This is a genomic window from Pseudomonas granadensis (genome assembly GCF_900105485.1).
Lineage (GTDB): Bacteria > Pseudomonadota > Gammaproteobacteria > Pseudomonadales > Pseudomonadaceae > Aquipseudomonas > Aquipseudomonas granadensis.
On record NZ_LT629778.1, the window covers coordinates 2,312,469 to 2,332,415 of the forward strand.

Annotated in this window: 15 protein-coding genes; 3 read left to right on the top strand and 12 right to left on the bottom strand. The window is 59.5% G+C overall.

Translation table 11 applies throughout. From position 1 onward, the window contains the following. The first annotated feature begins 487 nt into the window (after positions 1-487). Positions 488-5,971 (top strand): trifunctional serine/threonine-protein kinase/ATP-binding protein/sensor histidine kinase, encoded by a 5,484-nt coding sequence (locus BLU52_RS10230; protein ID WP_090288492.1) that lies wholly within the window; start codon positions 488-490, stop codon positions 5,969-5,971. Between the two features lie 145 nt (positions 5,972-6,116). Here BLU52_RS10230 and BLU52_RS10235 read toward each other — a convergent pair whose 3' ends face one another. The 4 genes from BLU52_RS10235 to BLU52_RS26970 form a co-directional block, all read right to left on the bottom strand. Beyond that, positions 6,117-7,319, bottom strand: a complete 1,203-nt coding sequence (locus BLU52_RS10235; RefSeq protein WP_090283074.1) for an NAD(P)/FAD-dependent oxidoreductase — start codon at positions 7,317-7,319, stop codon at positions 6,117-6,119. 237 nt (positions 7,320-7,556) lie between these two features. Next, positions 7,557-7,931, bottom strand: a complete 375-nt coding sequence (locus BLU52_RS10240; RefSeq protein ID WP_090283075.1) for a response regulator — start codon at positions 7,929-7,931, stop codon at positions 7,557-7,559. A 145-nt stretch (positions 7,932-8,076) separates the two neighbouring features. Continuing rightward, a complete protein-coding gene (locus tag BLU52_RS10245; protein ID WP_090283076.1) occupies positions 8,077-9,096 on the bottom strand; it encodes a GlxA family transcriptional regulator in 1,020 nt (339 codons plus the stop codon). A gap of 156 nt (positions 9,097-9,252) precedes the next feature. After that, the gene (locus tag BLU52_RS26970; RefSeq protein ID WP_231988017.1) at positions 9,253-9,603 is read right to left on the bottom strand and encodes a hypothetical protein; all 351 of its coding nucleotides are present in this window, start codon (positions 9,601-9,603) and stop codon (positions 9,253-9,255) included. A gap of 422 nt (positions 9,604-10,025) precedes the next feature. Between BLU52_RS26970 and BLU52_RS10255 the strand changes: the two genes are divergently transcribed. Beyond that, a complete protein-coding gene (locus BLU52_RS10255; protein ID WP_090283077.1) occupies positions 10,026-10,994 on the top strand; it encodes an MBL fold metallo-hydrolase in 969 nt (322 codons plus the stop codon). A 117-nt stretch (positions 10,995-11,111) separates the two neighbouring features. Here BLU52_RS10255 and BLU52_RS10260 read toward each other — a convergent pair whose 3' ends face one another. The 5 genes from BLU52_RS10260 to BLU52_RS10280 all read right to left on the bottom strand — a co-directional run bounded on the left by BLU52_RS10260 (position 11,112) and on the right by BLU52_RS10280 (position 15,328). Beyond that, complete coding sequence (locus tag BLU52_RS10260) at positions 11,112-11,519, bottom strand: response regulator transcription factor (protein WP_231988018.1); 408 nt, start codon at positions 11,517-11,519, stop codon at positions 11,112-11,114. Then, positions 11,512-12,033 carry a hypothetical protein gene (locus tag BLU52_RS10265; RefSeq protein ID WP_090283078.1) on the bottom strand — a complete coding sequence of 174 codons (522 nt, stop codon included), beginning with the start codon at positions 12,031-12,033 and terminating at the stop codon, positions 11,512-11,514. The genes BLU52_RS10260 and BLU52_RS10265 overlap by 8 nt, the downstream gene beginning before the upstream one ends. A gap of 116 nt (positions 12,034-12,149) precedes the next feature. Then, positions 12,150-12,866, bottom strand: coding sequence for an AraC family transcriptional regulator (locus BLU52_RS10270; protein ID WP_331716670.1), 717 nt, complete (start codon positions 12,864-12,866; stop codon positions 12,150-12,152). Continuing rightward, positions 12,863-14,368, bottom strand: coding sequence for a sensor histidine kinase (locus BLU52_RS10275; RefSeq protein ID WP_090283080.1), 1,506 nt, complete (start codon positions 14,366-14,368; stop codon positions 12,863-12,865). The genes BLU52_RS10270 and BLU52_RS10275 overlap by 4 nt, the downstream gene beginning before the upstream one ends. Positions 14,369-14,677: 309 nt before the next feature. Continuing rightward, positions 14,678-15,328, bottom strand: a complete 651-nt coding sequence (locus tag BLU52_RS10280; RefSeq protein ID WP_090283081.1) for a response regulator transcription factor — start codon at positions 15,326-15,328, stop codon at positions 14,678-14,680. A 501-nt stretch (positions 15,329-15,829) separates the two neighbouring features. On the opposite strand from BLU52_RS10280, the gene BLU52_RS10285 reads away from it, so the two are divergent. Next, positions 15,830-16,804 carry a LysR family transcriptional regulator gene (locus tag BLU52_RS10285; RefSeq protein ID WP_090283082.1) on the top strand — a complete coding sequence of 325 codons (975 nt, stop codon included), beginning with the start codon at positions 15,830-15,832 and terminating at the stop codon, positions 16,802-16,804. A gap of 226 nt (positions 16,805-17,030) precedes the next feature. Here the strand turns inward: BLU52_RS10285 and BLU52_RS10295 are convergent, their stop codons facing one another. The 3 genes from BLU52_RS10295 to BLU52_RS10305 form a co-directional block, all read right to left on the bottom strand. After that, a complete protein-coding gene (locus tag BLU52_RS10295; protein ID WP_090283083.1) occupies positions 17,031-17,393 on the bottom strand; it encodes a response regulator in 363 nt (120 codons plus the stop codon). 23 nt (positions 17,394-17,416) lie between these two features. Next, positions 17,417-18,856 (bottom strand): ATPase domain-containing protein, encoded by a 1,440-nt coding sequence (locus tag BLU52_RS10300; RefSeq protein ID WP_090283084.1) that lies wholly within the window; start codon positions 18,854-18,856, stop codon positions 17,417-17,419. A gap of 214 nt (positions 18,857-19,070) precedes the next feature. Beyond that, a complete protein-coding gene (locus BLU52_RS10305) occupies positions 19,071-19,886 on the bottom strand; it encodes an alpha/beta fold hydrolase (RefSeq protein WP_167359892.1) in 816 nt (271 codons plus the stop codon). Positions 19,887-19,947 lie beyond the last annotated feature (61 nt).

Below are 19,947 nucleotides of genomic sequence, written 5' to 3' on the forward strand. Positions count from 1 at the left end.
CGAGGATCTTGGATCGGTACCGGAAAGTAAGTGACGTTCACTCGACATTAAACTCTGCCGATCGGCGATACGGTTTGAGGCTGGACTCAATTCGAAAGGATTAATTCCATGGATTTAGAAGCGTGTCAGGGGCTGTACAGGAAAACCGGGTCATCCTGGGATTACGCGGCAGGTGGTTTTTTCTGATTGTATGCAATTTCATGCGCTTGCTATCAGACGTCGAAGTGATCAAGTACGACCCCGCACTGACTGAAAATCGCCAAAAGCAGACAGGGCAAGCTACAAAAATAAACGCCACCCTCGCGGTACGCGCCTGCGTTAACACCTATGGTTGATTGTCGGGCTTCGGTTTTGCTGCAAAGATTCTCAGTCGCTTCTTTTCTCCGCGTTTCTTTCGGCTACGTTGCTCTATGGCGGCAAGCGGCAGGAATGGCGGGGCCTGATGATCAAAGGTTCACCAACGGCTGCGAACGCTATGAATGAAGGCATGCAGGTTCTCTGGAGTGACGCAGAACGGGTGTTCTGTCGCGGTATACGTGGGGCGGATGCTTGCGCTGTTGCAGTTCTGGTAGCGTCAACTTCGGCAGAACAGCCGGCTCGCACCAGCCTCGATCGGCTTGCTCATGAGTACTCACTCAAGGATGAACTCGACAGCCGGTGGGCGTTACGCCCTGTGGAGTTGTTGCACGACAACGGGCGAGCGCACCTGATCTACAAGGACCCCGGTGGGGTGTTGCTCGTAGAGTCGATCAGGACGCCGATGGATATCGAGACATTCCTGCGTGTTTCGATCAGCATTGCTGTGGCGCTGGGCAAAATGCACGGCTGCGGCCTGATTCACAAAGACATCAAACCTGCACATATCCTGGTCGATTGCGTAGATGGTCACGCGCGGCTCACCGGCTTTGGCCTGGCGTCGCGGCTGCCACGCGAGCGCCAGGCCGTGCAGTCACCGGACACGCTCGCCGGAACCCTCGCGTATATGGCGCCTGAACAGACGGGGCGGATGAACCGTTCGGTCGACTCGCGCAGCGACCTTTATGCCTTCGGCGTCACCCTCTACCAGATGCTCACCGGATCGCTGCCGTTCAGCGCTGCCGAACCGATGGAGTGGCTGCATTGCCATATCGCGCGCACGCCCATGTCACCGAGCACGCGGGAGGCCACTGTGTCGCCAGTGCTTTCGCGCATCGTCATGAAGTTGCTGGCGAAAACCGCCGAAGAGCGTTATCAGTCCGCGACGGGTCTTGAACAGGACCTTCGACGTTGCATGGCGCAATGGCAGCGGCAGCAGCACATCAGCGAATTCACCCTGGACGAACGGGGTACATCCGGTTGTTTATCGATACCCGAAAAACTCTACGGGCGCGACGCCGAGGTCGAGACGCTGGTCAATGCATTCACGCGCACCGCCAGTAACGGGCAACCTGAATTGGTGCTGGTCTGCGGCTATTCGGGCATCGGCAAATCATCTGTCGTCCATGAATTGCATCGTGCGCTGGTCCCGGCAAGAGGACTGTTTGCCGGCGGCAAGTTCGATCAGTACAAACGCGACGTGCCCTACGCGACATTGGTGCAAGCCTTTCACGGGCTGGTGCGTACGTTGTTGAGCGAGAGCGATGCGCAAATAGGCGCTTGGCGCGACGCCCTGCAGGCCGCGCTCGGTGCCGATGCGCGGCTGATGTCTGACCTGATCCCCGAACTGAAGCTGATTATCGGTGAGCCCCCGCCGCTGGTCGACCTGGCGCCTGCTCTGGCGCAACGACGTTTTTTGAAGGTTTTCCGCGCATTTATCGGTGTGTTCGCTCGCGTCGAACATCCGTTGGTGCTCTTTCTGGATGATTTGCAGTGGCTGGATGTTGCCACGCTGAATTTGCTCGAAGAACTATTGACGCGGTCGCAGATGGGGCATTTGTTGTTGATCGGCGCCTACCGCAGCAATGAAGTTGACGCCTCGCATCCCTTGTCCGCCAGGCTGCAGTCGATCGAAGCGGCAGGCGGAAAAGTACAGGAGATTGTCCTGGCGCCGCTCGCCACTGCGCACATCGAGGCCTTACTCGTCGACGCAATGCACGCTGAACAGTCGAACATTGCGGCACTCGCGCAGCTGATTCTGGAGCGAACCGGGGGGAATCCGTTTTTCGTCATTCGGTTTCTACAGGCCCTCGTCGAGAAAGGGCTACTTGCTTTTGGCGACGAGGACAGACGCTGGCACTGGGATGCCGATGTTATTCACGCCCAAGGCTATACCGATAATGTCGTTGACCTGATGGTGGGCAAACTGCTGCAACTGCCACCGGCCACCCAGCAGGCGCTGCAGGAATTGGCGTGTCTGGGAGACGCAGTAAAGGTGGAAACGCTGTCTTGCCTGCTTTGCATGCCGACAGCGCAAGTTCATTCGGCGCTGTGGCCTGCCATGCACGATGAATTGATCCTCTGTCGAGATGACGCTTACGGATTTGCCCATGACCGTATCCAGGAAGCGGCTTATCAGTTGATTGCGCCAGACGAGCGGGCAAAAAAGCATTTGCAGATCGGCCGTGTGCTGCTCGAGCAGACACCGCAGGACAAACGCGCCGAGGCGATTTTCGACATTGTCGGCCAGCTCAATCGCGGTGCGCCGCTAATGGACCAACAATCGGAGCGCCAACAGCTGGCGCAGTTGAATTGGCTGGCCGGCGAGCGCGCCAAGGCATCTACTGCCTATGCCTCGGCGCTGAGATATTTCACCATTGGCGCGGAGTTGCTCGACCCGAGCTGTTCGGACCAGCAGGCAAGGTTGGTCTTTGCGCTCGAGTTCGGCCGGGCTTCTTGCGAATTTCTGACCCGGCAACTGCGGGCTGCCGAAGCACGTCTGGCGCGGCTGTCCGGGCGTGTTGCGACGGTGGAAGAGCGTACGCAGGTGGCGTGCCTGCAAGTCGACCTCTACCTGATTCTCGATCAAAGCCTCAACGCTGTGACGGTGTGCCTGGAATTTCTGTGTCATCTGGGCATCGACTGGACGCCTCACCCTTCGGACGAAGAGGTGCGCGAGGAGTACCTGCGCATCAGCCGACAACTCGGCAGCCGCAGCATCGGATCATTAATCGACTTGGCGCCCATGCAGGATGCCACTGCACTGGCGGCACTCGAAGCGCTGACCAAGCTGATAGTGGCGGCGTTGCACATGGACGGGAACCTGCCAGGTCTGGCGATATGCAGGGCGATCAACCTGAGCATCGAATTTGGCAACAGCGATGCCTCGTGTGTGGCCTACGCCAACGTGCCAAGGATTGCCGGCCGACGGTTTGCAGATTACCCGGCCGGCCTCGCATTTGCCGAGCTGGGCTGTCGACTGGTGGAACGGCGCGGGCTCGAGCGGTACCAGGCGCGTACTCGACTGGCCTTTCTGCTGTTTGCCCAGCGCTGGGCACAGCCGTTGCGTACCTGTGTCGAACCGTTGCGTCAGGTATTCGAGATGGCCAACCGGACTGGCGATCTACCGGTAGGCGCCTTTGCCGGTAACAGTCTGGTATCGAATATGCTGGCCACTGGCGAGCCATTGGCCGATGTTCAAGCAGAGGCTGAGAGCGGCTTGGCCTACGCGCGCAAGATCGGCTTCGCCGTGGGTGTCGACTTCATCGAAACGCAGTTGGCGTTTATCCAGATGCTCCGAGGCCAGACGCCACTCTTCGGTAGTCTCGAATCCGAGCGATCAGCCGCTAGCGCCACGCGTAATCACCGCAACGCGACGTCGTTAGTCTCGGCCTGCTGGCGCTCGATTCGCACGTTGCAAGCGCGTTACTTTGCCGGCGACTACGAAGCGGCAACTCGGGCCGGGAAAGCTGCACAGCAACTGTTGCGCGCCTCACACTCGTTTATCGAAGAGGCCGAGTATGTGTTCTACAGCGCTTTGACGATGGCTGCCCGCTGCAGCACCGCGTCTGGAGCAGAGCAGCAGGTCGCACTTGAGCGGATCGCGGTGCACCATCAGCAATTGCAAGCGTGGGCCGATCTGTGCAAGCAGAACTACGCCAGTCACGCCATGCTTTTGAAGGCCGAGATGGGCCGCGTTGAAGGGCGGGCGCTGGAAGCCGAGCAGCTTTACGAACAGGCGATCCACCTGGCTCAGGCCGGCGGCTATGTGCACATCGAGGCGCTGGCCAATGAACTGGCGTCACGCTTTTATACAGAACGTCGCCTGACGAAGATCGCCCGGATGTACTTGCAGGACGCGCGTTATGCCTATCAGCGCTGGGGCGCCGACGGCAAGGTCCGGCAATTGGAGGCCGGTCATTCGTTTCTGCAGGTGGATAAACCGTTGCCCGGCCCGACCAGCACAATCGCCACCCCCGTCGAACAGCTGGATATGGCCACGGTGCTGAAGGTGTCTCAAGCGGCCTCCAGTGAAATCGTTCTGGAAAAGCTGATCGAAATGGTCATGCGTACGGCAATCGAACAGGCGGGCGCCGAGCGCGGTGTGTTGATACTGCTTGAGGCCGGCGAGCGACGCATTGCGGCCCAGGCAACGACCCGCGAAGACCTGACGCAATTGTCCCTGCGCGATGAGCCGGTCAGTGCCACGCTGGTTCCTCAGTCGATTCTGTTGCATGTCCTGCGAACCGAGGAGAACCTGTTCCTTGATGACGCCTTGCACGAACCTCCATTTGCCGCCGACCCGTACGTTGTTGAGCATCGCGCGCGGTCGGTGCTGTGCCTGCCGCTGTTGCATCAGGCGCAACTGATAGGCGCGTTGTACCTGGAAAACAATCTGGCACCACGGGTGTTCAGCCCCACGCGGATCGCTGCGCTCAAACTGGTGGCTTGCCAGGCAGCCATCTCCTTGGTGAATGCGCGTTTGTATCGCGATATCGAAATGCGCGAAGCGAAGATCCGGCGATTGGTCGACGCCGATATCATCGGCATTCTGTTCTGGACAGCTCAAGGTGAGGTGATGGATGCCAACGATGCGTTTCTGCGTATGGTGGGTTACGAGCGAGAGGATTTGCTGGGCGGACGGGTCCGCTGGCGTGACATGACCCCGCCGGAATTTCTGCCGGTGAGTGAAAACGCGCTTGCGCAAGCGCTCGTCACCGGACGCGCAGCACCGTTCGAGAAGCAATACTTGCGCAAAGATGGCAGCCGCCTGCCAGCGCTTGTCGGTCTGGCTCTGCTCCAAAGCACACCAGCCAATGGTGTGGCGTTCGTTCTGGACCTGACCGAACGCAAGCTGGCCGAAGCACAACACCGTGAAGGCGAACAGCGCTATCGCGAGATCCAGACGGAACTGGCGCATGCCTGTCGTGTTGCCACGATGGGCCAGCTTGCTGCGTCGATTGCGCATGAAGTCAGCCAGCCGCTCGCCTCGACATTGGCCAGTGCACAAGCGGCCGTGCGCTGGTTGGCGGCGCAGCCGGCAGATGTCGAGGAAGTGCGCCTGTGTCTGGAGCGCATCGTCAAGGATGCCAATCGCGGCAGTGAAGTGCTGGCGCGCATTCGCGGCCTCATTCGCAAAGCGCCTCAGCCGCGAGAGCGGGTGAACCTCAATGAAGTGATTGGCGAAGTCATTGAAATCACCCGTGGTCAGGCCGAAAAAAGTGCCGTCGTGATCCGGGTCGACATGTTTGATGATCTGCCTGCGATAAATGGCGATCGGGTCGAGCTGCAGCAAGTGGTGCTCAACCTGATAATGAACGCACTGGAAGCCATGAGTGGTATGGGCACTGGCTGTCGCGAATTGCGAATTCGCACGCAGTGCGACGAAGCCGGGCAGGTGCTGGTGAGCGTCAGCGACTCCGGGCCGGGGTTCGGTTCACACTTGAGCGAGCGCTTGTTTACGCCGTTCTACACCACCAAGCCCAGTGGCTTGGGCATGGGGCTGGCAATTTGTCGTTCGACCATCGAGGTGCATGGCGGTCAGCTCCGGGCTTGCGCCAACCAGCCGTGCGGCGCTGTAGTCCAGTTCGTGCTGCCCGCTGAAGCGCCACTCTGACAATAAAAAAACGCCCGGCCAAAACATCAAGGGCGGGCGTCTGGGAAGTGCCGGACAGCAAGGAGAGCGCCGCGCCGGTCAGGGACGAAACTTCAAATCAGGGATTGGCAGCGGGAGCGGATGCCAGACGCAGTCGATTGACCACTCATGCCACTGGAATCGATGGGTCTGCGGCAGCCAGCGCGGCAGCACGATCAGCGGCCGGCGGATAGATCCACACCGTGTTGATCTGGGTCTTGAGCTCCTTCGCTTCTTGTCCGACCAGTTTCAGCTGACGATCCCAACCCTCGGTGTACACAGCGCCCCAGGCCCCTAGATCCAGGCAGGTCACGTACTTGGGCTGGCTGTATGTCATCGGTTCGATACCCAGCAAATCTGCCGCGACGTTGTTACCGGCGTAGCGGCCCAGGCTGATCGCGTGCTGGCAGGACATCGCGGCATGATTGCCAACGGTGTCGGTGGCGGCGTATGCGGTGTCGCCGGCGGCGAAGACATCCTGGTGGCCCAACACTTTCAGGTGGCCGTCAACATGCAGTCGGCCTTGCGGATCGCGTGTGCCGGCGACTTGTTCGGTGAGCGGGCTGGCACGGAAACCGACGGTCCAGATCACCGTGCTGGCTTCAATGCGCTGGCCATCGGCCAAAGTTACGCCGCCCACGTCGACCGACACGACCGAGGCGTTGACGATCCATTCCACGCCCAGTTCTTTCGATGCTTCGACAATCGAGGGGCGAATGCCATCGCCCAGTGACGCAGCGATCTGCGGTGCGCGGTCTACCACCACCACGCGGATATTTGCGTCGTTACCCAATGCAGCGCGCAAGCGGGCCGGCATTTCGGTGGCTGTTTCGATGCCGGTGAAGCCACCGCCAGCGACCACCACAGTGTTGCGGGCAGCACTCGGTGGCAGATTGCTCAGTGACTTGATGTGGGCTTCCAGACGCATGGCTTCTTCAATCTGATCGACATCGAAGGCATGCTCGATCATGCCCTCCAGTGCCGGACGGATAACCCGGCTGCCAGCCGCCAGCACCAGGCGGTCATAGCGCAGCGTACCCTGGGTACCGAAGGCATCGCTGTAAGTGACCTGCTTGTTTTCGGTGTCGATGGTATCGGCGACACCTTTGACGAATTTCACTCCGACCGCATCGAACAGTTCGCCGAGCGGCGCCGCCATGGTGTGCACGTCCGGCTCGTAGAAACGTGGACGGATACGCAGTTCCGCCTGGGGCGCGAGGACGCTGATCTGCACGTCGTTACGGTCGTGCTGGTCCAGCAGGCGGGCGGCGCTCAACGCGCTCCAGACTCCACCAAACCCTGCACCAATAACCAGAATGTGCTGTTTCATGGGATGACTCCTGAGAAAAAATGAATCGTTCATGGGGGCTGTCGCTTCGAGCCGGGCCGTCGTGCGGCCCTTTAAATACCGTGACTGCAATCAATCATCGCGGCGCGCGTGGCGGTTCGATTCGCTGCCGATGATGCTATCGGGGCAGGGGGCGTGTAACACTTCTACCTAGGGTCAGCGGCGCTATGCCTGAGTGTGATCCGGGTATACCGGGGTATAGGAATCTGTTGCGCGGGGTCAGTCGGGCCGATTGATGACCGCGTCGATGCATTTCAGGAGTTCGCCACAGGGAAAAGGCTTGGGAAACCAGGCCACCGGTGGCGCCGATTGCGCGCTGACCTGGGGGGGCGATCCTTGCAAGCCAGTAATGAAAATGACCGGAATGTGCAGCCCTCTGGCGCATAGCTGGTCATACATCTGCATCCCGGACAGGCCGGGCATCTGGATATCCGAGATCAGGCAGCGGGTGTCTGGCGCGGCAGCGGACGCCAGAAAAGCCTCAGCCGTGGCGAACAGTTGCACGGTGTAGCCGTTGGACCGCAGCAGACTGTCCAGCGCCATGCGCACGGACTCGTCATCATCGACAACCGAAACAACAGCAGTGTGGGCCATTTCTTTCCCTGGGCTCTCTCGGGTAGCCCAGCAAGGACGCCCGCCATGTCGGCAAGATACGCCGCTCTCAAGGGCGGTGTACTTATACGTGTGTATAGACATCCGCTTGAACTTTCATTCGCTAGCGGTGGCCGCCGACGAGTCGTCAGCGCGAGAATCGACTCCGATAGTTACGCGGCGTGATCATCAAGTGACGAAGAAAAGCAGCCCGCATGCGCTCTTCATCACCGAAGCCGCACACCCCGGCGATTTGATCAATGTTGCGCTCCGAGTCTTCGAGCAGGCGTCGCGCCGCTTCAAGGCGCAGCAGTTCCAAAGCCTTTGCAGGCGTTCGGCCGACCTTCTGTTTGTAGACTCTGGCGAAGTTGCGCGGGCTCATTTGCGTTTGGCGGGCCATGGCTTCGACGGTCAGACGCGGGTCGCCGAGGTGCTCGCTCAGCCACGCGTGCAAGCCATCGAAGTCGCCGCGGTCGTCGGTCTGCGATTGCAGCACCTGGCTGAATTGAGCCTGACCGCCGGGCCGCTTGAGAAACACCACCAGTTCCCGTGCCACCTCCAGGGCAACGTCGCGACCGCAGTCGGCTTCAACCAGCGCCAGTGCCATGTCGATGCCGGTAGTCACGCCCGCCGAGGTCCACAGCGTGCCTTGCTGGATGAAGATGGCATCAAGGTCGACATTGATGGTCGGGAAGCCATTTTTGAGCATGTCGCACATTGCCCAGTGCGTGGTCGCTCGCAGACCGTCAAGCAAGCCGGCTTCGGCCAGCAGGAACGTGCCGCTGCACACCGAGGCGACACGCCTGGCCTTGACCGATGTCAGGCGCACCCAGTCGATCAACGTGGCGTTGCTGGACAGTGCCTGACGAATATTCGGCGCGCCGGGCACGATCAGCGTATCGATGCAGGCATCGTCGAACTGGCTCAATGCGCTGGTGTGAACCTCAAGGCCTTCGGCGGTGGCGATCAATCCGCCGTCCAGACTCGCCGTGTACAGGTGGTATCCCGGCAGACCGCGCAGCGTCATGATTCTCGAGGCGGACCAGAACACGGTCTGTGCGCCGGTCAGGTCCAGCAGACCCATTTGCGGATACGCCACGAATACCAAAGCACGCGGTTGCGCGCGCAAATCGTCAAGCGAGAGTGAGTCGGCAAGTATCGAATTCATGGCTCGTTGACGTTCTGGTGTGACCAAGGCTGGCGAGGGCGCGGATTGACGGTTTATAAGCCATAAATTACACGCGCGCCAGCCGCCACGGCTTGAGTCAAACGCCTCCTCCTGACCACGCAAACAAGCTGCAAGCATCAGGAAGAGGGCAAGCAGTCAGCGACAGGCCATGCAGAAACCAGCTACGGCCCGATAGGCATTGCTGTTGCCATTGTCCGCTACACGATTTTCCAGCAAGCGATCCGACCCTCCTTCAGCCATGCGGTTTTGCTTGAGGTGATCGGAACCATCGGCGGCCAGCCCACGCTCCTGCAAGCGCTCGGCACCGCCCTCGGCAATGCTCTGTTCCGGAGCCTTTTGGAGCGTGTGCTGGAGCAGCGGTGTCGGTGCATTTCGATCGCCCTCGGCGCGGCCGCCATTGCGCACTTCGGCGGCGTAGAGGATCGATGACTGAGAGCCGATGGCGGTCATCAAGGTAAAACTGAACAGCAGATTTACAAGTTTCATTAAGTTCACCCATTTATCGAATGTGGAAGTTCAACGGCACCATGGATTTTAAGGCGACAGGAGAAATCCACATTCATGCAATGGGTTACTGCGGTACGTCTATGGGTATGAGGCACTTATGCTCAGGTATGGATCCGAAGGAACGCTGTCACTCGCAAGTGAAGTTTCCCGGTGCAGTGAGCCGGATGGGTAGAGCGCAACTGTTGCGGTTGGCGCAGGGCTGGCGCTTATACATTGGTATGGCTCGCCACCGCCTCGATACCGGTTGAATGAACTGAACAGGCGTTTCTCCTATACCCCCGTATGGTTCTTGCGGGTGTGGTCGCGGTGCACACTTCCGGGCAAGGAGCGCTTGCTGGCGCTCTCTTCAAACAGGGGCATTGGCCCGATGTTTTGCCGTATCACTCAACAGGAGCGCGATGATGTCAACGTATCTGAATCATTCCCTTGCCCATCAACAAGGCAGCGACCCACAGGCGGTTTCCCGTCAGCCGGTCGGGTCAACCTTTGGCGGCGTGCAGGAGCTGGTGCCTTCACGCTATGCACTGCGGGTCGGCGACATTGATGTGGTGGTGATCAGTGACGGCGTGCTGCCGCTACCCACCTCAACCATGTCCACCAACGCCGATCCGGCCGCTCGCGCGGCCTGGTTCAAAGAGATGTATCTGGGCCCGGATGCATTCGACTGGGCGCTGAATGTGCTGGTGGTGCGCAGCGGCGAGCAGATCATTCTGGTGGACGCCGGGCTGGGCGGGCAGTTTCCTGGCTTCCCCCGTGCCGGACAATTGCCCAAACGACTGGAGGCGGCCGGCATCGATCTTGGCTCGGTGACGGACGTGGTCGTCACTCACATGCACATGGACCATGTCGGCGGTTTGCTCGTCGATGAGGTGAAAAATCGCTTGCGTGCGGACGTACGCATTCATGTTTCAGCCACTGAGGTGGCGTTCTGGGAGACGCCGGATTTCACCCAGACCGTCATGCCGTCGCCAGTGCCTGACGTGTTGCGCGCAACCGCCAGACAGTTCATCGATACCTATCGCAGCAAAGTGCGAACCTTTGATGATGAATACCAGGTGGCACCGGGTGTGGTGGTGAAACTCACCGGTGGCCACACGCCCGGCCATAGCGTGGTTTACGTGAATTCCGGCGGCGAGCGTCTGACCTTCGCCGGGGATGCACTGTTTCCTGTGGCCTTCGAACATCCGGATTGGCACAACGGTTTCGAGCACGACCCCGAGGAATCGGTGCGTGTGCGAGTGCGCCTGATGCGCGAAGCCGCAGCCAGTGGCGAATGGTTTGTTGCAACTCACTTGCCGTTCCCCTCGGTAGGACGCGTGGCCGTTGATGGGGATGCGTTTCGCTGGATCGCCGCGTTCTGGGACTACTGAGTCGCCAATACGCAACCTGTAGCGACGCCGATACGCGGCGTGCGTTTGACCCTGCTTGAAGCTGGATCAAACGCACGTCGCGTGGGGCAATCGTCGTACGGAAAAGGATTGGCGCGGTCAGCGCCGGCGCTGCAATGTTCGCTCGATACAGGCTAACAGCGCCTGGGTATCGAATGGCTTGGAAAAATAACCTTCCGGCTTTCTGACCCGTGCACTGAACTGCGGCGGCGGCCCCGGCCTTCCTGTGATGAACAAGGTAGGGATATGCACGCTCCTTGCTGCCAGCGCCTCGTACAACTCAACTCCGCACATGCCAGGCATTTGAATATCCGATATCAGGCAGTCGGTATGCGCCGCGACGCCGGACTGCAGAAACGCAAGCGCGCTGTTATACGTCTTCACGGTATAACCGCAAGATCGCAATAAACTTTCCAGTGATACGAGAATTAGCTCATCGTCATCAACGACAGCAATAACAGCGGAGTCAAGCATGGCGAACCTGATGTCGTTGTCCCGATTATTCATGGAGCAAGTGACTGCTGATCAAACGCAGAAGTCGCGCATGACGGCGCGCGCACTCTTCAAAAAGTCTCTTGCTCGCCAAATCGTTTTTGGCTTCGGCACTTTGTTGATGGGCACGTAAACCGTTAACTTCAGCCTGCAGCCGGCTCGTACTGCGTTTTATCTCCGTCAGGTAATCGGCAAAACGGTGGCTGTGTGCAACTTCGTTGAAGCGGTACAGCCCTGCGGGTTCTACGTAGCCACCCAAGTCAACGATGCTGATGGCGAGGAACCGGGCATAGTCAGCGGTGGTGCGGGCCAGTTGTTGAAACAGCTGCCGCACGGGCAGAAAACTGACATTGCGCAGCATCTGCCTGAGGCAATCGAGCTGCGCCTGAAGGCTCAGCGTCGTGCCAGACATTTGCATCAGTACTTCGATGACGTCGATGCGCTCGACAGTGGATAAGGATGTGTGCGCACCGTATCGGCTGATGCGAAACGAGTGGCTGACCTGGTAAAGCGTTTGAGGTGCATTCATGACAACCGTCTCAGGCTGGCGCTGCCGCGCGGTAAGGGAAGACCAGCTTAAGTCCCGGCACGCTCGATAACACTCCTACGTGGAGACGGTGTGCTAGCACCTGGGGTGCATGACCGTCATACCCGAGTATGGGCGTGCGGTGACTGCGTTGAATATTGCGACTGCAGCAACGGGCTCCATTGCGCCTGATTGTCCGGGCGCCGGTAGTACACCACCAGGCGCCTGGCCACCTGCATGGCTACTTCGCGGCCGTGGTCCGCCTCGACCAGTGCCAGAGACAGGTCTATTCCCGCGCTGACGCCTGCCGATGTCCAGACCGGGCCCTGCTCGACGAAAATCGCTTCACGATCCAGTTCGACCTGTGGGAACAGGCGCTCGAACTGATCCGCCATGGCCCAGTGAGTCGCCACCCGCAGGCCGTCCAGCAACCCGGCCCGGGCGAGAAAAAACGCACCGCTGCAGACGGAGGTGGTCCGTTCGACCTTGGTATGGGCCGCGTGCAACCAGTCCACCAACGGCGTGCAGTCAACCAAGGCCTGGCGAATATACGGCGAGCCGGGGACGATCAAAGTGTGCATCGGCTCCAGTGTCAGGCCTCCCAGGCGAATCGTTTGCACTGTAAGGCCTTCGGCGGTGCGGATCGGCCCCCCTCGCAGGCTCGCGGTATGCAGCGTGTAGCCGGGCAGGCCGAGGTCAGTCAGATGGCGGGTCGCGGCCCGGAAGACCGTCTGGGCGCCGCTCATGTCGAGCAGGCCCATTTGCGGGTACACGACGAAAATGACGCTGCGCGGTTTACCCGGTGTTGCCTGTGGTGTGTCGTGCGGAGTAGTCACTGTTCCAGGCCCTTGTGTACGGCTGACGGGGTTGAAAACGCGCATGGTTCATGTCTGACGTCATGCAGCGGTACGGTGAAGCGGAACTGCGTGCCGACCCCTTCGGTGCTGTCCACGCAGATGTGCCCACCGTGGAATTCGATGATTGAACGGCAGATTGACAAGCCCATGCCCAGGCCCGTCGCCTTGGTGGTGAAGAAGGGGTCAAACAACGAAGGAAGAATGTCCTCGGCGATGCCGGCGCCGGAATCGGTGATTTCCAGTACCGCTTCGTTTTGCTGCAGCGAGGTGCTGATGCGCAGCGTACGGGGCCGGTCGTGGACATTGGCCATGGCCTGGCATGCATTGATGATCAGGTTGATGATCACTTGCTGCAGTTGCACGCGATCGCCTTTGATCAACGCTTCGGGGGCGCCAAGCTGCGCATGCGGTCGGACCTCGTGCAGAGCGATGTCATGCTGCATCAGCGTCAGCGAGTCCTTGACGATATCGTCGAAGCGCTCGGTGTTGCGCTGCACTTCGCTCTGCCGTGAGAGCGCCCGGATGCAGGTGATCACGTCGGACACTCGTGCAGAGTTCTGTATGACCCGATCCAGCGAACGCCGGGCTTCTTCAAGGTTTGGCTTGGGTCGGTTGATCCAGCGTTTGCAGGATTCGCCGCTGGTGATCACGGCGGCCAGCGGTTGATTGATCTCGTGAGCGATCGAGGCGGCCAACTCGCCCATGGAACTCAATCGCGTCACATGGGCAAGGGTGGCCTGGGAGTGAAACAGCGCTTCTTCCGCTTGCCTGGCGGCCGTGACATCCATCAATGCGCCAACGTATTCGCAACGGTTACCGTGCTTGAATAATGGGCTGGCGATCATTTGCACGAACTTGACCCGGCCGTCGGGCATGACCAGCCGATGCTCCACTTCAATCAGATCCTGATGGCGAGCTGCCTGCTCCAGGACACCGTCAATGAGCGGGAGGTCATCGGGATGAGTCCGGGCCTTGACCATCCCCAGCGTGGGCGTAACGAGGGGTGGGTATTCGAAGATGCGTGACGATTCCTCTGACCACGACACGCTGACGTTGTCGTCCGCGCCGAGGGTGAAACCGACGCTGCCGGTGTGACTGAGTTTCTGCGCACCGATGAAAAACGCTGCGTTGCGGCGCAGCGCCTCGTTCGCCCGTTTGCTGTGCAGCGCAAGCAGGCTGGTGGTGATCAAGGCGATCAGGCAGCGGACAAAAGCGCCGATCAAACTGTGGTCGCGGTAGCCTGCGTCGAGGATGAAACTGGCGGTCAGATGGATGATGCATCCCGCGGCCACAGCGATGAACAGCGGTACGGGGCAGATGTTGGCAGACATGAAGAGCAGGGTGAAATAGAACAGCGTCGGCGCTATATCAAAGTCCAGGTATGAATGGGTAATGAAAATCGTGCTTACCACGGCAACGGCTGCCAGCCAGGCAACGCCGTCTGAACAAAAAAGCTGTGCGCGACGTTTGTAGATAGACATTTGTTATTCCGGTTTTTGCTGTCGGACGGCAGCGCAACCTGTGGCTGATGCCGACAAACTGAGTGACGGGCAGAGTGACGCAGAAATAAACGTGTCGAGTAGCTCTTGCGAGGCGGCTATATCAACCATTCGAGAATCGAGCGTGAGCCGCACCCGGGCCGTTTTTGTTATGGGAAATGATGGTAGGGCAAGGGCAGGGAGTCGGGCACCGCTACATTGGGTCAGTGCAGGCATGTCCAGGTATGGCGCGGCTATACCGAGGTATTAGCCGCGCTGTCCAGCATCGACGCATCGCCCGGGCAGGCGCTATTAGCGATTGGCCGACTGCGCGGCGATGGCCTCGGCCATGCGTACCAGATCGGCAAAGGAGCGGGCGCCCATCTTGCGCATGGCCTGACCACGATGGATCTTCACGGTAATTTCACTTAGCCCTATCTCTCCCGCGATCTGCTTGTTCATCAGACCGGAAGCCGCCAGCGCCATGACCGTCTGTTCGCGGGGCGTCAACGTGGCGTGGCGCGCACGTAGCTCCTGCGCGTGCCGCCCGGACTCGCGACGCTGCTTGTCGCGGACATGCGCGGCGCACACGGCGTCGATCAGATCCTGTTCGCGAAAGGGTTTGGTCAGAAAGTCCACGGCACCGGCCTTCATCGCGCGTACGGTCATGGCGATATCGCCATGTCCGGTGATGAACACAATCGGTACGCTGATGCCGGCAGCCGCGAGCTCGTTCTGGAAATCCAGGCCGCTGCTGCCCTGCAGTCGCACATCGAGCACCAGGCAACTGACGGTGTCCGGACGCGGGTGATTCATGAATTCAGCGACCGAGGCAAACAGCTCGACCCGCAGGCCGATCGAGCGCAACAGGCTCCCGAGCGATTCGCGCAACCCGGCATCGTCGTCGACGATGTAGACCACTGGCTCGCCAGGATTGCTGTTGTGGGCGGGATGATTGTTCATTGCTTGTGTTCCCAGGGTTTTGACTGACCGGGACTGCGCGACACCGACTCGAGAGCAAAAATCGCCAACTCGATTTTAGCGCTGATCCTGCAAAGCGAATCGATGCCTGACCAAAGGCATTAGATGCGCTTCTATCCCTGTCTTGCGCCAGCGTAACGGGCGCGAGATGGCAGTCGATGCTCCAGACGCAGGCATGCGCACGCGTTGATAGTCTTTCGGTTCATGAGCGAATAAATCGGTTCAGCATGCTAGATGCCCGACGGCATCACCGGCTAGGACAAAAAACCCGGAAAAACTGCCAGTCGCAAGCTGGTGCGAGACAGGGATCAGGCTCGCAAACCGTGCACCGCAGCAGCATCCGCAGTTTCATACTCAAGTATCACAGCCCTCGCCCAAGGCATGAACATCCTGACCTGATGTAGCACAGACGCTTGGCAGCCCAGGTCGTAACCTGACCGCTGTCGGTAAAACTCAATGGCTGCGTGCCGGGTGGTGAAGTCCATGAACAGAAATGATCTGCGTCGCGTCGACATAAATCTGTTGGTGGTGTTTGAAACGATGATGCATGAGCGCAGTGTTACCCGCGTTGGCGAGAAGCTGTTTCTTGGCCAACCGACGATCAGCGCCGCTCTGGGGCGTTTGCGTCAGCTGTTCGATGATCCGTTGTTCATTCGAGTGGGCAGGGTGATGGAGCCGACGGCCCGGGCGCAGGACATTTTCGCCGATCTGACGCCGGCGCTGGACGGCATCGCTGCAGCGGTGAGCCGTTGCCAGTCGTTTGAACCGGGTACCAGCGAGGCGACGTTTCATTTGGGCCTGTCCGATGATGTCGAATACGCGCTGTTGCCCCGTTTGCTTCGGCAACTGCGCATGGAGGCACCGAACATCACCTTGATCGTGCTGCGTGTTGATCAGCAGCATATGTCGCAACGGCTGTTCAATGGTGAAATTTCCCTGGGTATCAGCCATACGCTCGATCTGCCGGCGAGTGCGCGGCGCAAAAGTCTGCGTACCGTCCGGCCGATGCTATTGCGCGCCGACAACCGCGCTGAGGCAGTGACGCTGCAGGAGTTCTGCCAACGCCCGCATATCGTCGTGTCATCGGTTGGCAACGCGGCTGACGATACCGATCAGGCGTTGAGTCTGTCTGGGCGCCAGCGCAAGGTGGTGTTGACGGTGCCGCAATTCAGCGCATTGCCGAGGTTGCTGGCGCAGAGCGAAATGCTCGCCATTGTTCCCGACTATGTAGCGCGCGCGATGGCGTTGGCCCAAGGTATCCGGGCCGAGGCCGTCCCATTGGCGCTGCCGACGCGAAATCTCTCCATGGCCTGGCGCGGCGCGGCGCACAACGATGTCGGCCAGCGCTGGTTGCGGTCGCGTTGTCAGGCCTGCCTCAGTACGCCCGTCGAGTTGCAGGTAGTGCCGAAACTGTCAGCACTCGGGCACAGCACTCAGTCTTGGTTGGCGGCGCGTTAGCCAGAGTGCGTGAAGCCGTCGTGCGCGGGATCGGACTTGGGGTTGTCTCTGAAGCGGAGGTCATGGCTGATCCCCGAATCCGCACGATCCGGATCGAGGGGGAAACAGCTCTTTACCGAAACCTGCCTCTATTGCCTGGCCGACCGCCGCTCGAGTCTAATGATCACGTCATTTTTTGATGGGGTGCTTGCGGCGGGTTGATCAGCCGCTCGCCATCCGCGCTCGGCTAGTCTGCCGCCAACAGCTTCTTTACCTGCGCCACAATCTCGGCAATGTCAAAAGGCTTGGCAACTACCACATCGAACAGGTCAGATCGCTCCATGCCGATATGCGCCTGCGCGCCACTCATCAGGATGATCGGCAAATGTTTGACCGAGGGCTGCGCCCGCACGGCTTCGGCGAATTCGAGGCCGTCCATGACCGGCATCATGAAATCAGTGATGACCAGCGCTGGTCGTTCTCTCTCCAGCACGTCGAGCGCTTTCTTGCCATTGCTGGCGGTCACCGTCATGAAGCCTTCGTCCTCAAGGGCAAAGCCAAGGATGTCAGCGATCAGATACTCGTCGTCGACTACCAGGATGGTGGTCATGTTATTTCAACCCGCTCGAAGACTTACGATATTGAACCAGGCAATGACTTAGCTGAGGCTGAAGGTTCATTTCTCAAAGCCTTTTCCAGGAACACATCTTGATCACGGATAACCACCTCGAACCGCGAAGGGTTATAGGCGCTATCGCGTACCTTAAGAATGGAAAGCGTCCTGCGAAGTTCAGCGTGATGCTCAAAGAAACGCATGAGGATCAGATTGTCGACAATACTGGACAGGTCAGAGTTCGGTGAGCTCACCTCGGAGCCGAACAAATCGCGCATCTCCCACGAGGCGAACACCGTAACGCCTCTGGACCGCAGCTCGTTCATCAGCGCACTGTAGAAGTCGGTGATGCGTTCCGGGGTCGTGGAAACCCTGGTCATGCCGCTCAGGCTATCGATGAACAAGCGCTTGATGCCTTTTTCATCGACGATGCTCAGCAGTCGCGCGCCGAGGCCATCGAGCAAACCCTCAGTGGTCGGTTGCCAGGCAATGCTCAGCGCACCGCTGTGTTCCATGTCTTCAATGTTGATGCCGAGCGATTGGCCTTTCAGGCGCAGGCGTTGCGGGCTTTCATAAAAGCCGAAATGCAGGCCCGGCGCTTCTGGCGTCGACTGCGCCAGGAATTTCAGGCCAAGTGTGGTTTTACCAATCCCTGAAGGCCCCATGACCAGCGACACACTGGAGCTATACAGTCCGCCGCCGAGGATCTCATCCAGTGACGCGATGCCGCTGGGAATGCGCGTCATGTCGGCGCTGTCCGGGGCGGAAGGGCGCTTGTACAGACTTTCAAGGCGGGGATAGACGACCAGGCCGTCATCGGTGATTTCACACTCGTGCAAACCGGTCAACGCGCCGCTGCCGCGGGTCTTGCGCAAGTGGATGCGTCGCACCGAGCGGGTACCGAACAGTTCTTCGCCCATTTCGATGACGCCGTCGACCATCGTGTGTTCGGGGCTGCCGTCGTCAAGGCGCGAGCTGGTGAGAAACAGCACGGTGCAACCGGCGAACGCGGCGTGGCCTTGCAATTCGGAAATGAATTTTTTCGTGTCGATAGGTGAGTCGGCTTTGGAGCGCGCATTAAGCAAACCGTCCACGACCATGACCGTGGCTTTCTGCCGACTGATTTCGCGTCTTAGCAGTTTTACCACCTCGTCGAGGCCTTCGTTTTCCAGGGTATCGAATGCGCTGACAAATTGTATTTCCGCACCCACTCGAGAAGAATCGAAAAAACTCATCGTCGACAGAAACTGGAACAGCCGGTCGTGCGACTCGGCCAGCAACGTGGCGACCAGAACGCGACCGCCGTTGCGGGCATGATGGAACCCCAGCTGATTGGCGAGGATGGTTTTGCCCGAGCCCGGACGCCCTTGAATGATGTATGAAGCTCCCGCGACCAGGCCTCCCTGAAGCAGCGCGTCGAGCCCTTCGATTCCGCTCTGAAGGCGTTTTAGCTTTTCCACAATGCGACCCTGATCTGAAATAACGGGCTTCTTAAGCCGGATGGATGAAATGCTAACGCCATTTCCATCTGGAGGCCATTGCGGTTGAGGGAAAAGTAGCGCTGGAAGTTCCGCTGGGCATTAAGCAGAACAGACCCGACGCGCGGCGCCGGATCTGGTTCTTGTCGAAGCAATAAACGTGTGTGCAAGCCCGGCGTACGGGCGACCGTATCGTTTAGTGCGATGATCCGGTGGCGCTGGCCTGGGCCGCTTCAATGATCAGCGCGGTGACTTTCTGCGGGTTGGACGTCATCACCACATGGGATGCACCCTGGACGGTAACGGTCTTTTTCGAACCCGCGCGATCGGCCATGAACTTCAGCGCGGCCTCCGGAATGTTCTTGTCCGCCGAACCGTAGATGAACCATGACGGCAGTTTTTTCCAGGCCGGTTCGCCAGAGGCTTCCTTCAACGCCGCCTCGCTGATCGGCCGTTGCGTGGCGGCCATCAGTGCCGACTCGGCGGCGGGTACATCAGCGGCAAATTGCGGACCGAATTTGTCCTGTTGAATATAGAGATCCTTATTGCCGTCCTTCAGCAGCACCGGAGCGGCGAGGGTAGGGCCCAGGGTACCTCCCGGATAACGACCGGAGAGCTCGATGGCGGTTTCGCCTTTGTCCGGGGCAAAGGCCGCGACATAGACAAGCGCTTTGACTTTCGGGTTGTCGTGGACCGCATTGGTGATCACCGAGCCACCGTAGGAATGGCCAACGAGGATTACCGGACCGGCGGTGTGCTCGACAATATCGGCGACATAATCCGAGTCCTGCTTGACGCCACGCAGTGGGTTGGCCGCGGCAACGACTGGATAGCCCTGTTTCAGCAACTGAGCGGCAACCCCGTTCCAGCTGGACGATTCGGCGAACGCACCATGTACCAGAACGACTGTCGGCTTGGCAGCGCCGGGTTCCACGGCAGCCGTGCTATACGCAGAGGTCAGTGCCAATGCAGCGGTGATGGTGACAGCCAAAAGCGATTTGAGATTGCGCATGATCATTCCTTTTTTCATTGGTTGGAGACGGCTGGAGAACACATGGTCTTTCTGGCAATCG

What these genes read in the sequence shown, in the direction of transcription:
- BLU52_RS10230 (WP_090288492.1), top strand. Translation starts at nt 488, where the DNA reads ATGCAGGTTCTCTGGAGTGACGCAGAACGGGTGTTCTGTCGCGGTATA.
- BLU52_RS10235 (WP_090283074.1), bottom strand. Translation starts at nt 7,319, where the DNA reads ATGAAACAGCACATTCTGGTTATTGGTGCAGGGTTTGGTGGAGTCTGG.
- BLU52_RS10240 (WP_090283075.1), bottom strand. Translation starts at nt 7,931, where the DNA reads ATGGCCCACACTGCTGTTGTTTCGGTTGTCGATGATGACGAGTCCGTG.
- BLU52_RS10245 (WP_090283076.1), bottom strand. Translation starts at nt 9,096, where the DNA reads ATGAATTCGATACTTGCCGACTCACTCTCGCTTGACGATTTGCGCGCG.
- BLU52_RS26970 (WP_231988017.1), bottom strand. Translation starts at nt 9,603, where the DNA reads ATGAAACTTGTAAATCTGCTGTTCAGTTTTACCTTGATGACCGCCATC.
- BLU52_RS10255 (WP_090283077.1), top strand. Translation starts at nt 10,026, where the DNA reads ATGTCAACGTATCTGAATCATTCCCTTGCCCATCAACAAGGCAGCGAC.
- BLU52_RS10260 (WP_231988018.1), bottom strand. Translation starts at nt 11,519, where the DNA reads ATGAATAATCGGGACAACGACATCAGGTTCGCCATGCTTGACTCCGCT.
- BLU52_RS10265 (WP_090283078.1), bottom strand. Translation starts at nt 12,033, where the DNA reads ATGAATGCACCTCAAACGCTTTACCAGGTCAGCCACTCGTTTCGCATC.
- BLU52_RS10275 (WP_090283080.1), bottom strand. Translation starts at nt 14,368, where the DNA reads ATGTCTATCTACAAACGTCGCGCACAGCTTTTTTGTTCAGACGGCGTT.
- BLU52_RS10280 (WP_090283081.1), bottom strand. Translation starts at nt 15,328, where the DNA reads ATGAACAATCATCCCGCCCACAACAGCAATCCTGGCGAGCCAGTGGTC.
- BLU52_RS10285 (WP_090283082.1), top strand. Translation starts at nt 15,830, where the DNA reads ATGAACAGAAATGATCTGCGTCGCGTCGACATAAATCTGTTGGTGGTG.
- BLU52_RS10295 (WP_090283083.1), bottom strand. Translation starts at nt 17,393, where the DNA reads ATGACCACCATCCTGGTAGTCGACGACGAGTATCTGATCGCTGACATC.
- BLU52_RS10305 (WP_167359892.1), bottom strand. Translation starts at nt 19,886, where the DNA reads ATGCGCAATCTCAAATCGCTTTTGGCTGTCACCATCACCGCTGCATTG.